Below are 11,995 nucleotides of genomic sequence, written 5' to 3' on the forward strand. Positions count from 1 at the left end.
ACGGCCGCCTGCGGACCATCGCCACCATAGGACGAAGCTGGGGCTTCCCCGACGCGACCCACTTCAGCAAAGTATTCAAACAGGCATACGGAATCTCACCACGGGACTGGCGCGAACAGAACCACCCCCGCGCCTCGACGTAAGAGCACGGCCGGTGACCAGGTCGTCGGGGGCCGGAGGGCCACTCCCTCAGTCCAGGATGTGCCGCAAGTACATCCGCGGGTCCGTCAGGTAGCGGCGCCAGTGGTCGACCAGTGCCAGGTCGGACCAGGGCGTGCGGCGCATGCCGTGGTCGCCGACCTCGATGATGTCCGCGCCCGGGAGCGCGGTCAGCAGCGGAGAGTGTGTGGCGCAGATGACCTGGGCGCCGTTCTTCGCCAACTGGTCCATGTGGCCCAACAGTTCGAGGCACGACTGGAACGAGAGCGCCGCCTCCGGTTCGTCCATCACATACAGACCCGGCCGCTGGAACTTCTCCCGGAACACCGCCAGGAAGCCCTCCCCGTGGCTCGCCGACTCGGGGTCGAAGTTCTCGCGCCGCAGCGCGTTCATCGCGGTCTCCGCACGCAGGAAGAACCCTTCCCGTGCCGACCAGTTGCCCAGCATGCGCCGGCCGCGCCCCGACGCCGCGTCGAAGCGGATCCGTTCGCCCAGGAGCGACTTGGCTCGGGGACCGACGTAGCGCCGTTGGTGCGAGCTGCCCCACGGGTCCAGGCCGAACCCCTCCGCCAGGGCCTCCACCAGTGTCGACTTGCCGGAGCCGTTCTCGCCGACGAGGAAGGTCACCGGGGCGGTGAAGTGAAGCCCGTCCGCCAGCAACTCCGCGACGCACGGCACCGCCCACGGCCAGGCGTCCACCTCCTTCGAAGGCGTGTCCGGCGGGATGGATGCGTACGCACGTTCGACAATCACCTCTCGACCTTCTCACAGGGCAGGGCACGCGGGGCCCGGACAACGAGACGCGCCCTCCGTGTTGTTCACCGGAGGGCGCGTCTCGTGGTGTCTCAGGTGCGATCAGGCCTTGTGGGTGGACCACCAGGCCGGGAGCGCCGCGAGCACGTTGGTGAAGACCTCCGCGTCCGGGAGGTCCTTCGGCGTCGGGCCCGCGTGGAAGAACGCCACGTTCGCGGCCTTCTCGTCCGCGCCCAGCTTCCGCGCGAAGTCGAAGCCCTTCGCCTTGTGGTCGCCGAACGCCACGATCTGCCAGAACAGCGGCAGCTTCGCCGCCTCCGCGAACGCCTTCTCCGCCGCCTGCTTGGCCTCCGGCGCGCCGTCCGTCTGGAAGATCACCAGCGCGGGGCCGGGGTTGCCCGCCTTCTCGTGCAGAGCGACGACCTCTTCCACCGCGCTGTGGTAGTTCGTCCGGCCCATGTGGCCGAGGCCGGCGTGCAGTTCGTCCACCCGGTTCTCGTACGAGGTGAGGGAGATCTCCCCCGTACCGTCGATGTCCGTCGAGAAGAAGACGACCTGCACGGTCGCCTTCTCGTCCAGGTGGGCCGAGAGCGCGACCGCCTGCTCGCCGAGGCGCTGCGCGCTGCCGTCCTTGAAGAACGGGCGCATGGAACCCGAACGGTCGAGCACGAGGTAGACCGTCGCCCGCTCTCCGTCCAGGCCGGCCTTCTTGAGCGCGGCACCCGCCGCCTTGTACGAGTCGACGAGGCCCGGCGCGTGGGTCTTGACCTTCGCGAGGGAGTACGCCGGCTTGCCCGCCTCCTTGGGGGTGGGAGTGGCCGCCACGGCCGGAGCCGGTTCGGGGGCCGGGGCCGGGGTCGGCTCGGCGACGGCGACCGGCTCGGGCTCGGGCTCGGGTACGACCTCGGCCACCGGCTCCGGGTCCGGTACGACGACCGGCTCGGGCTCGGGCTCCGCCGCCTTCACCGGCTCCGGCTCGACCGCCGGCCTCGGCGGTTCCGGTGTCGACTGGGCCTGGGCCGGGACCGTCGGGGTCTTGGGCTCCTCGCGCTTCGTCTGGGCCGGGACGCTCCGTTCCGGCGTTGACGCGCGCGGGTTGTCGAAGGCCGCGGCGACCAGGTCCTCGGCCTTCTCCGCCTCCGACCTCTCCGCCTTCTCCGTCTTGGCCCGCTTCTCGGGCTCGGTCTTCGTCGTCTTCGTCGTGGTCTTCTCCGCCGTCACCTTCTCCGCGGCGGGTGACGGCTCCTTGGCCGGCGCCGGCACGGTGGCCGACGTGGCAGCCGTGGCCGTCGTGGTCGTGGTGGTTGGCGTCGTCGGCTCTGGCTGACGCGTGCGTTCGGGCTGGGCCGGTACCGACGTGGCCGCCGACTCGTCACGCTCCGCACGCTCGCGTCCAAACACCTTGCGCAGCAAGCTCCGAATGCCCATGGGCGAGGCCTTTCAGATGAGTTGGGTGCGGCATATATCCGTACTTGGAACAGGGGATTCGGGGACATACCCCGACCTAAACTCAGCATCCCTGGCCACGGCGGATACGTAAGGTTAGCGGCCACCTGGCGTCCGCTCCGGCAGGGGCGCCCCGGGACCTGGAATGTGCCCCCCACGGACGCCCGGTCGACTCGCATTCATTCCGCGTTCACCTTGAGGTCGATGAACCGGGTGCCTACGCGCATAGCGTCACCGCCGTACATATCCCGACACTATGTCGGCGCAGGCCGCGCCGAGCAAAGCCCACCGGAGGGGAAAGTGCGCAAACTGCTGCCGCTGCTCAACTCGCACCCGGGCGGACGTTCCGCCATGACCTGCCGTTTCCGCTGTGGCGACGCGTGTTTTCACGAGACGCCCAACATCAGTGACAACGAGTACGCCGGCGATGTCATCGCCACCGCACTTTCCCGCCGGTCCCTCATGCGCGGCGCCGCCGTGGTGACCGTCGCCGCCGCCGCGGGTACCGCCTTCGTCGCGGGCTCCGGCAACTCCCCCGCCTCGGCAACCCCCCTCGCCGGGGGCGACAAGGGTTACGGCGAGGGCGGCAAGAAGCCCGACGGGGCGCGTGGACTGCGCTTCGCGCCGGTCGCGCCCAACACCGCCGACAAGGTGACCGTCCCCGAGGGCTACACCCAGAACATCGTCGTCCGCTGGGGCGACCCGATCCTGCGCGGCGCCCCCGAGTTCAACCCGAACGAGCAGACCGCCAAGGCGCAGGCCGGCCAGTTCGGATACAACAACGACTTCCTGAGCCTGCTGCCGCTCAAGAGCGAGCGCGGCAAGCAGCTCCTCGTGGCCAACCACGAGTACACGGACGAGATCCTGATGTTCAAGGATTACGACGCCGCCAACCCCACCCGCGAGCAGGTCGAGATCGCCTGGGCCGCGCACGGCCTGTCGGTCGTCGTGGTGGACGAGGAGCCCCGCAGCGGAAAGCTGACGATCGTTCCGCGTCACGAGCTGAACCGCCGTATCACCGTCAAGACCGAGTTCCGCCTCACCGGCCCGGCCGCGGGCTCCGAGCTGCTGCGCACCTCGGTGGACGGTTCGGGCAAGAAGGTCTACGGCACGCTGAACAACTGCGCCGGTGGCACCACCCCGTGGGGCACGATCCTGTCGGGCGAGGAGAACTTCAACCAGTACTTCGCCAACGGATCGAGCGACACCGACAAGCGCTACGGCATAGGCACCGCCGCCACCGAGCGCAAGTGGGAGCAGTTCGACAAGCGCTTCGACCTGAAGCAGGAGCCGAACGAGGCGCACCGCTTCGGCTGGGTCGTCGAGCTGGACCCGTACGACCCCGACTTCACGCCCCGCAAGCGCACCGCGCTCGGCCGCTTCAAGCACGAGGCCGCGCAGCCGCGCCTCACCTCCGACGGCCGCGCGGTCGTCTACATGGGCGACGACGAGAAGTTCGACTACTTCTACAAGTTCGTGTCGTCCAAGTCGATGAAGAAGGGCGACAGCCGCGCCGTCCGCGACCACAACCTCACGCTGCTGGACGAGGGCACGCTGTACGTCGCGAAGCTGACCGGCGACAGCCCGGCCGACGTCGACGGCACCGGCAAGCTGCCCAAGGACGGCGAGTTCGACGGCTCCGGCGTGTGGATCCCGCTCGCCACCGGTGACGTCTCGCACGTGCCCGGCATGACCGCCGACGAGGTGTACGTCTTCACGCGCCTGGCCGGTGACAAGGTCGGCGCCACGAAGATGGACCGCCCCGAGGACGTCGAGCCCTCCCCGCGTACCGGCCGTGTGTACATCGCGCTGACGAACAACACCGACCGCGGCGCCGCGGGCAAGGCCGCCGCGGACGAGGCCAACCCGCGCAACGCCAACAAGCACGGTCACATCCTGGAGCTCGCCGAGAACTGGGACGACCCGGCCGGCGACGGCTTCGCGTGGCGGCTGTTCCTGGTCGCGGGCGACCCGAAGGACCCGGCGACCTACTTCGCGGGGTACCCGAAGGAGAAGGTCAGCCAGATCTCCTGCCCGGACAACGTGGCGTTCGACCCGCACGGCAACCTGTGGATCTCCACGGACGGCGCGCAACTCGGTTCGCACGACGGCCTGTTCGGCGTGGCGACGCAGGGTGAGCGGCGCGGTGAGCTGAAGCAGTTCCTCACCGTTCCGAACGGTGCGGAGACCTGCGGCCCGATCATCCAGGACCGGCGCGTCCTGGTCGCGGTGCAGCACCCGGGCGAGCTCGACGGTGCGACGGTCGACAACCCGCTCAGCGCGTGGCCCGACGGGCGCGGCAAGATGGTCCGCCCGGCGGTCGTGGCGGTCTGGCGCAAGGACGGCGACGACATCGGCGTCTGAGTCCTCACTGTCCTCAGCTGTGTGAACAGTCGCCGGGCGGCCGGATCTCCGGTCCGTCCGGCGACTGTCATGTGCGGGCGCCGTGCGCCCGCACCGCGGTGGGCGGCTGGGCGCGCGGCTGCCGGAGACATCCGTACGGCTCCGCTACGGCAAGGACATCGCCGCCCGGCAGGCCCCGGCGGAGGAGCCCAGGGGATCTGCGAAGTCCTTTGCCTCCGCCGCCCGGGTCGCTTATCGTTTACAGGGTCCTTGTTGTCTCCGATAGAGGTGGACGTTGCGCATCTGAGGTTCGCGATCATCACGCCGTACGGCTCCAGGCTCAGGCCGCCGCCCGTACGCCCGCGTGGATGCGACCTCGATGCCTGTGCCGTCCGTGAACTCTCGGACAGCCGCATCCCCTCTCCGGGGCTCAAGCCCTCCGGTCCGCACGGGCCAGGTCGCCGCGTGGTGCTCGCATACGACGCCCCCATCCCACCGCGCCGACGAGGATCACCACGATGTCCACCCCCATCACCCCAAGCACCTCCCTGACCTGCTCCGCGCTCTCCTTCCAGTGGGCGGACGGCACACCCGTCTTCGACAAGCTCTCCCTGAGCATCGGCCGGGGCCGTACCGGTCTCGTCGGCGCCAACGGCACCGGCAAGACCACGCTCCTGCACCTGCTGGCGGGCGAACTGCGCCCCTCCGGCGGCTCGGTCACCGTCGGCGGGAGCCTCGCGTATCTGCCGCAGAACATCACCCTCGACACCGCCCTCCGCGTCGACCAGGCGCTCGGCATCGCCGAGCGGCGCGCCGCGCTGCGCGCCATCGAGGACGGAGACGTCCGCGAGGAACACTTCGAGACGGTCGGCGAGGACTGGGACGTCGAGGAACGGGCCGTCGCCACGCTCGGCTCCCTCGGCCTCGGCGCGATCGACCTGGACCGCACCGTCGGCGAGATCTCCGGCGGCGAGACGGTCCTGCTGCGCCTGGCGGCACTGCTCCTGGAGCGTCCCGACGTGCTCCTCCTGGACGAACCGACGAACAACCTGGACCTGCCCGCCCGCCACAGACTCTACGAAGCCGTCGACTCCTGGCGCTCCGGCGTGCTCGTCGTCGTCAGCCACGACCGTGAGCTGCTGGAACGCGTCGACCGGATCGCGGAGCTGCGGGCCGGCTCGGTGAGCTGGTACGGCGGCGGCTGGTCCGCGTACGAGGAGGCGCTCGCCACCGAGCAGGAGGCGGCGGGCCGCATGCTGCGTTCCGCCGAGGCCGATGTACGCCGTCAGAAGCGCGAACTGGAGGAGACGCAGATCAAGAACGCCCGCAGGCAGCGCCACGACAAGAAACTCAACGCCCAGCGCAAGGCCCCCCGGATCGTCGCGGGCGAGAAAAAACGGTCCGCGCAGGAGTCGGCGGACAAGTCGCGGGTCCTCCAGGAGGAGCGGCTGAGCGACGCGCGCGAGCGGCGCGAGGAGGCGGCGGAGGCGATCCGCGACGACGCCGAGATCCGGGTGAGCCTGCCGAGGACCGCCGTGCCCTCGGGCCGTACGGTGCTGACCCTCGACGCGGTACGGCCCCGCTTCGGGCGGCTGCGGGAAGGGACGCTCGACGTACGGGGCCCCGAACGGATCGCGCTCGTCGGACGCAACGGATCCGGCAAGACGACCCTGCTGCGCACGCTCACCGGAGAACTCGCGCCGCTGTCGGGGGAAGCGAAGACGTTCGTACCCGTACGTTTTCTGCCGCAGCGCCTCGACGTCCTCGACCCGGCGCTGAGCATCGCGGCGAACGTCGCGCGCCTGGCGCCCGGCACCACGGACAACCACATCCGCTCGCAGCTCGCGCGCTTCCTCTTCAAGGGGGCGCGGGCCGGACAGCTCGCCGGCACGCTCTCGGGCGGCGAACGCTTCCGTGCGGCGCTGGCCGCGATGCTGCTCGCGGCGCCCGCCCCGCAACTGCTGATGCTGGACGAGCCGACGAACAGCCTGGACATCGCGAGCGTGCGGCAGTTGACGGGCGCGCTGGAGTCGTACGAGGGCGCGCTGCTGATCGCGAGCCACGACGTGCCGTTCCTCGAATCGGTGGGGATCACGCGGTGGCTGGTGGTCGGGGAGGAGCTCACGGAGACGTCGGCGGACGAGGTGCGTGACGTCCTTTCCCTCGGGGATGCGGGGGAAACGCTCTAAGCTCGGGAGCATGGCTGCTGCTGAAGCTCACGCCGGGACCGGAGACCAGGGAAGTGTGCGCGCCGATGTCTGGATCTGGTCGGTGCGGCTGACGAAGACCCGCTCGCAGGCGGCGTCGGCGTGCCGCGCGGGCCACGTCAGGGTCAACGGTGAGCGGGTGAAGCCCGCGTTCCTGATCAAGCCGGGCGACGAGATCAGCGTCCGCCACGCGGAGCGCCGGCGGATCGTCGTACTCACCCGGGTCGTACGGAAACGGGTGGGCGCGCCGGTGGCCGTCCAGTGCTACGAGGACCACAGCCCGCCGCCTCCGCCCCGCGAGTTCGCGGGCCCGGTCGCGGTCCGCGAGCGTGGCGCGGGCCGGCCGACGAAGCGGGAGCGGCGTGTGCTGGACGAACTCCAGGGGCACTGAGCGCATAACCCCGGACAGTCACCTTGCGTGTACGGAAAGTAAAAGCCGTTCACGTGGGGAAGGTCATCTCCATGAACCGCGACTGTGACCAGCACATGAAGCTCCGGCTCCCCCGCCACCCCCGCAGCGTCGGCCGTGCCAGGGAGGCCCTGTTGGGGCGGATGAGCCTGCCGGGTGAGCTGGGGGAGACGGCGGCGCTGCTGCTGTCGGAGTTGGTCACCAACGCGTTGCGGCACGGGTCGCCACCGGGGCGGGAGATCGTCGTGACCGTGAGCAGGTGCGACGGGCTGCTTCGGCTGGAGGTCGAGGACGCGGGGGACGCGCTGCCCCGGTCCCGTACGCCCGGCCCGATCGACGAGTGCGGGCGCGGGCTCGCGCTGATCGCGGCGCTCGCGGACGACTGGGGGGTGGCGGGGCGGCAGGGGCCGGGGAAGCGGGTCTGGGTGACGCTCAAGGCCCCGGACTACTGAGGGCGCCCGAGCCCGGCCACCGGCCGACGGGCCGGCCGGTCCCCGTGGGTCGGCCGCTCTGCCGGTCGGTGGCGCGCTACCGACGCTGTGAGGTGATCGCCTGCGCCGACAGGAGCTCCCGCCGCAGCGGCGCCAGCACCCCCTCGTCCTCCTTCACCGACCACTCTTTTCTCACGTCCACCAGGACGACACTGGAGCGCACCCGCGTGGCCAGTTCCCTCAACTGCCTCTCCGCGTCCGCGATTTCGTCCGCCCCGGGAGGTGGTGCGCCGTAGTTGACGCGTACCCGCGCCGCCGTCGTGGCGTCGATGATCCGCTCCAGCGCGACGACCAGCGGCCACCAGGCCGCGGCGCGGGTGCCGGTCGGGGGCGGTTCGGCGAGCGCGCGCTGGAATTCCGTTCGTACGACGGACAGATCGCGGTAGAGCATCCGCCGCCGTCGCACCCGCTCGGCCTGGTTCGCCGCCGTCCGAGTCTCCGTCTGAGCCGCCGTGAGGCCGTCGGCCGGGCCGAACGCGTACGTCAGATAGTCCGCCGTGTCCTCGACGGCGTCCGCCAGCCGGTCCCCGATCCGGGTGTGCCAGCTCTCCGGCCAGAGCAGATAGCCCGCGATCAGCGCGATGGCGCAGCCCATGAGACTGTCCACGAGACGCGGTACGACCAGCGCGACCCCCTCGTGGTTGAGAACGTCGGAGAGCAGCAGGATCACGGGGGTGATGGCCGCCGTCTGGAAGCCGTAACTCTTCGCGGAGACCGCCGGGATGCAGGCGGCGAGCACCAGAATCACCGGGACGTCCCACCAGCCGCGCGGCACCTGCGACAGGACGGCCGCGGCGACGACGAGACCTCCCGCCGTACCGAGCGCGCGCAGGACGCCGCGCGAGAACACCGAGCCGAAGTCCGGTTTGAGGACGAAGGTGACGGTGAGGGCGACCCAGTACGAGCGCGGCACGTCGATCACCGAGACCAGGGACTGCGCGAGACCGATACAGAGCGCGAGGCGCAGCCCGTAGCGCCAGGACGACTCGCTGAGCAGCACGTCGCGCCCGGCGCGCCGGATCCGGACGCCGAGCGCGGCGGGGCGGCCGAGGCGGTCGTCCACGTTGTACGGGTCGGGGTCGGTCTTGTGCACGACCGACGCGGCGTGCCGCAGCGCGACGTCGACGGCCCGCTCGGACAGGGTGCCGGGCGCGGGCAGGTCGACATCGGCGCCGTCGACCCGGCCCTCCTCGACCGCGCGCGCCAGCTCCCGTACGACGGCCGGGATCTCGTCGGGCAGCGGGTGGCGCCGCAGATGCGCGGCGGGCGCCGCCTCGACGAGCGGGATGAGCACGTTGAGCTGCGAGAGCAGCCGTACGAGGGGGCTTCGCCTGCCGGTGTCGCGGGCGCGGCGGGCGAGGACGAGGTCGTACGCGGTGTTCAGCGCCTCGGTGACGGCCTGCCGCTTGGCGTCGTAGTCGCCGTCCTCGCGGGCCGCGGATTCCAGCAGGTCGGCGCAGGCCCGGTACGCGTCGGCGACGGCGGTCCGTTCGGCGACGCGCCCGCGGAAGGGCCAGCCGAGCAGGGACAGCGCGAGCACGAAGAGGCCGCCGCAGGCGAGCAGCAACGGGGCCAGCCACCAGGGGTCCGGCATTTTCAGACCGGCGCCGACGACAGCGGTGAGGAGCAGGAGCAGCCCGGAGACGGAGGCCACCGCGCCGATCGAGGAGATCATCCCGGAGACCAGAGCGACGAGGGTCAGCGCGGCGACGGCGAGCCAGCCGTGGCCGAAGACAAGGGTGCCGACGGTGACGCCCAGGGCGCCGAAGAGCTGGGGGACGGCGATGTGCAGTATGCGGAGCCGGTAGGCGTCGGCGGTGTCGCTGATCACGCCGTACAGGGCGCCCATGGAGGCGAGCGCGCCGTAGGCGGGCCGGTCGAGGGCGAGCCCGACGGCGAGGGGCGCGGCGAGCGCGACGCCGGCGCGGACGACGGCCGGCCAGGGGATGGGGGCGGGCTTCGGGCGCAGGCCGCTGAGCAGCCACTCGGGGGGCGTGAGCCGGGCGGACGGCCGGGTCGGGCCGGTGGGCCTGCTCGGCCTGCTCGGCCTGGTCGGTCCGGGGCGGGGAGAGATCACGGTCGCCACAGTGACGTACGAGGGGGCGGGCTGTCAGCAAGGGGTGGGGGGTGGCTTCGTGCGTGGCGGTACGAGTTGCCGGTGGGCGTCGGCGGGTGTGCTCTGGAAGAGGGACGAGCGGGAGGAGTTCTCTGCCATGGCCACACACGCACCGACGTCCACGACCAAGTCCGGACCCCGGCACGCGCGGCCCTCGGGCTCTTCACGCTTCTCGGGCTTCTCGCGCCTCTCCGGGGGAGGGCGGCCCCACATCCCCCTCCACGTCGTGGCGGTCCCGGTCACGCTGGGCATCGTCTACGGCGTCTGGGCGCCGTTCATCCAGCGCCACGGCGACCCGCTCAACGCCCTCCAGATCACCCTCGGCGTGGTCTCCGGCCTCGCGGTGGCGCTGCTCGTCTTCATCCTGCTGCGGCTGCCCACGACGCTGGCGACCGAGGTGCGGGCCGGGGCCTTCGGAGTGGTGGCCGGGATGTCCGTGGGCTTCCTGTACAGCCTCTCGTACGCGAGCGTGCTGCGGTCGTCCGGGATCGGGCTGGTGGTGGGGGCGGTGACGGCGATCGCGGCCTTCTACTACTTCCACACGCGGGAGCCCTGAGTGACGGGATGGACCGAGGGACGGGTGGGTGAACGTGTGAGTGAACGTGTGAGTGAGGGGCGCGCGACCGAATCGTCGTACGGATTCCTGGTCCCGGTGGCGGTCCACTTCGACGAGCTGGACTCCTTCGGCATGCTCTACAACAGCCGCTACGGCGTGCTGGTCGAACGTGCCTGGGTGTCGTACTGGCAGGAGCGCGAGATCGCCTTCAGCAAGGACTGGACCGCTCTCGGCGACGCCTTCAACGTCGTCAAGGACTTCCGGATCACCTTCGAGGCGCCGATCGACCGCCCCGGTGAGTACGGCGTCCGCATCTGGGTCGAACATCTCGGCCGCACCTCGCTCACCTACGGCTTCCGCATCTGCTCCCGGGACGGCGGACCGCCGACGTACGCACACGGCACCCGCACGCTGATCCGCCTGGACCCGGAGACGAAGCGCCCCTCGGCGTGGAGCGAGAAGGCGCGGGAACTGGTGGCCGGACAGGTCCGCCCGGGGGACTGAGTCCGGGGGAACCGAAGGGGATCACTCCCAGGTGGCGGACTCCGGGTCGACGCCGTGGGCCGCGGCGTTCGCGAAGATCACGTCGCGCAGCCAGCGGGCCAGGCCGGGCGCGAGCGCCTCGTGCGTCAGCCCTACGCCGGCCCGCCGTCGGTCCTGGCAGATCGTCAGGGCAGGGTCAGGACGCGAGGGCCCTCGGACGTGATGGCGACCGTGTGTTCGATGTGGGCGGACTGGCTGCCGTCGATGGAGCGCAGGGTCCAGCCGTCGGTGTCGGTGCGGTAGGCGTTCTTCCCGCCGGCCATGAGCATGGGCTCGATCGCGAGAACCAGGCCGTGGCGGAGGGGGAAACCGCGGCCGGGGCGGCCGCGGTTGGGGAGATGGGGGTCCTCGTGCATGCGGCGGCCGATGCCGTGACCGCCGAAGTCGGCGGGCATGCCGCAGGCCGCTCCGCTGGCGACCGTGTCGATGGCGTGGGAGATGTCGCCGAGGCGGTCGCCGACCTGACAGGCGGCGATCCCGGCGTCGAGGGCCCGCCGGGTGGCGTCGATCAGGTCGAGGTCCGCGGGGCGCGGCGTTCCCACGATGAAGCTGATGGCCGCGTCGCCGGCCCAGCCGTCGAGCAGGGCGCCGCAGTCGATGCTCACCAGGTCGCCGTCGCGCAGCCGGTAGCCGGTGGGGATGCCGTGCGCCACGGCGTCGTTGACGGACGTGCAGATCACGGCGGGGAAGGGGACCGGGGCGAAGGACGGCCGGTACCCGAGGAACGGGGAACCGGCTCCCGCCTCGGCCAGCACCGCGCGGGCCGCCTCGTCGAGCTCCCGCAGGGAGACCCCGATGCCGGCCGCCTTCTGAGCCGCGGCCAGCGCGCGGGCCACCACCCGCCCGGCTTCCCGCATCGCGTCCATCGCGGCGTCCGTCTTGATCTCCACCATGTACGGTGACTCCTCGCCCCAATCCGATCCAATACTTATACCGGTATTAGTATCACGACTAGGGGGTAGGCCCGAACCT

General features: G+C 71.2%; 11 protein-coding genes. 7 read left to right on the forward strand and 4 right to left on the reverse strand.

What is annotated here, in order from left to right; all coding sequences use genetic code 11:
* The coding region (locus ACIBBB_RS28455) for an AraC family transcriptional regulator (protein ID WP_398987187.1) at positions 1-143 on the forward strand (143 nt) is incomplete at its 5' end.
* 46 nt (positions 144-189) lie between these two features.
* Here ACIBBB_RS28455 and ACIBBB_RS28460 read toward each other — a convergent pair.
* Together ACIBBB_RS28460 and ACIBBB_RS28465 are read right to left on the reverse strand one after the other, a co-directional pair.
* Complete coding sequence (locus tag ACIBBB_RS28460) at positions 190-912, reverse strand: AAA family ATPase (RefSeq protein WP_398986890.1); 723 nt, start codon at positions 910-912, stop codon at positions 190-192.
* 102 nt (positions 913-1,014) lie between these two features.
* Positions 1,015-2,340 carry a VWA domain-containing protein gene (locus ACIBBB_RS28465; RefSeq protein WP_398986892.1) on the reverse strand — a complete coding sequence of 442 codons (1,326 nt, stop codon included), beginning with the start codon at positions 2,338-2,340 and terminating at the stop codon, positions 1,015-1,017.
* A 318-nt stretch (positions 2,341-2,658) separates the two neighbouring features.
* Between ACIBBB_RS28465 and ACIBBB_RS28470 the strand changes: the two genes are divergently transcribed.
* From ACIBBB_RS28470 to ACIBBB_RS28485, 4 genes are all read left to right on the forward strand, one after another.
* On the forward strand, positions 2,659-4,722 hold the full coding sequence (locus ACIBBB_RS28470) for a PhoX family protein (protein ID WP_398986894.1): 2,064 nt from the start codon (positions 2,659-2,661) through the stop codon (positions 4,720-4,722).
* 497 nt (positions 4,723-5,219) lie between these two features.
* On the forward strand, positions 5,220-6,890 hold the full coding sequence (locus ACIBBB_RS28475) for an ABC-F family ATP-binding cassette domain-containing protein (protein WP_398986896.1): 1,671 nt from the start codon (positions 5,220-5,222) through the stop codon (positions 6,888-6,890).
* 10 nt (positions 6,891-6,900) lie between these two features.
* A complete protein-coding gene (locus ACIBBB_RS28480; RefSeq protein WP_398986898.1) occupies positions 6,901-7,299 on the forward strand; it encodes an RNA-binding S4 domain-containing protein in 399 nt (132 codons plus the stop codon).
* A gap of 71 nt (positions 7,300-7,370) precedes the next feature.
* Complete coding sequence (locus tag ACIBBB_RS28485; RefSeq protein WP_398986900.1) at positions 7,371-7,769, forward strand: ATP-binding protein; 399 nt, start codon at positions 7,371-7,373, stop codon at positions 7,767-7,769.
* Positions 7,770-7,845: 76 nt separating this feature from the next.
* Here ACIBBB_RS28485 and ACIBBB_RS28490 read toward each other — a convergent pair whose 3' ends face one another.
* Positions 7,846-9,789 carry an FUSC family protein gene (locus ACIBBB_RS28490; protein WP_398987189.1) on the reverse strand — a complete coding sequence of 648 codons (1,944 nt, stop codon included), beginning with the start codon at positions 9,787-9,789 and terminating at the stop codon, positions 7,846-7,848.
* Between the two features lie 232 nt (positions 9,790-10,021).
* Here ACIBBB_RS28490 and ACIBBB_RS28495 point away from each other — a divergent pair, with 232 nt between their 5' ends.
* Positions 10,022-10,480, forward strand: a complete 459-nt coding sequence (locus ACIBBB_RS28495) for a hypothetical protein (RefSeq protein WP_398986902.1) — start codon at positions 10,022-10,024, stop codon at positions 10,478-10,480.
* 36 nt (positions 10,481-10,516) lie between these two features.
* Positions 10,517-10,984 carry an acyl-CoA thioesterase gene (locus ACIBBB_RS28500; RefSeq protein ID WP_398986904.1) on the forward strand — a complete coding sequence of 156 codons (468 nt, stop codon included), beginning with the start codon at positions 10,517-10,519 and terminating at the stop codon, positions 10,982-10,984.
* Between the two features lie 164 nt (positions 10,985-11,148).
* Here the strand turns inward: ACIBBB_RS28500 and map are convergent, their stop codons facing one another.
* Positions 11,149-11,916: a type I methionyl aminopeptidase gene (map, locus tag ACIBBB_RS28505; protein ID WP_398986906.1), complete on the reverse strand. Its 768-nt coding sequence runs from the start codon at positions 11,914-11,916 to the stop codon at positions 11,149-11,151.
* Positions 11,917-11,995 lie beyond the last annotated feature (79 nt).

It is taken from the genome of Streptomyces sp. NPDC051217 (genome assembly GCF_044455465.1).
Taxonomy (GTDB): domain Bacteria; phylum Actinomycetota; class Actinomycetes; order Streptomycetales; family Streptomycetaceae; genus Streptomyces.

Excerpts from the sequence above, each read along its gene's own strand:
- ACIBBB_RS28465 (WP_398986892.1), bottom strand. The coding sequence starts at position 2,340 with ATGGGCATTCGGAGCTTGCTGCGCAAGGTGTTTGGACGCGAGCGTGCG.
- ACIBBB_RS28475 (WP_398986896.1), top strand. The coding sequence starts at position 5,220 with ATGTCCACCCCCATCACCCCAAGCACCTCCCTGACCTGCTCCGCGCTC.
- ACIBBB_RS28480 (WP_398986898.1), top strand. The coding sequence starts at position 6,901 with ATGGCTGCTGCTGAAGCTCACGCCGGGACCGGAGACCAGGGAAGTGTG.
- ACIBBB_RS28485 (WP_398986900.1), top strand. The coding sequence starts at position 7,371 with ATGAACCGCGACTGTGACCAGCACATGAAGCTCCGGCTCCCCCGCCAC.
- ACIBBB_RS28495 (WP_398986902.1), top strand. The coding sequence starts at position 10,022 with ATGGCCACACACGCACCGACGTCCACGACCAAGTCCGGACCCCGGCAC.
- map (WP_398986906.1), bottom strand. The coding sequence starts at position 11,916 with ATGGTGGAGATCAAGACGGACGCCGCGATGGACGCGATGCGGGAAGCC.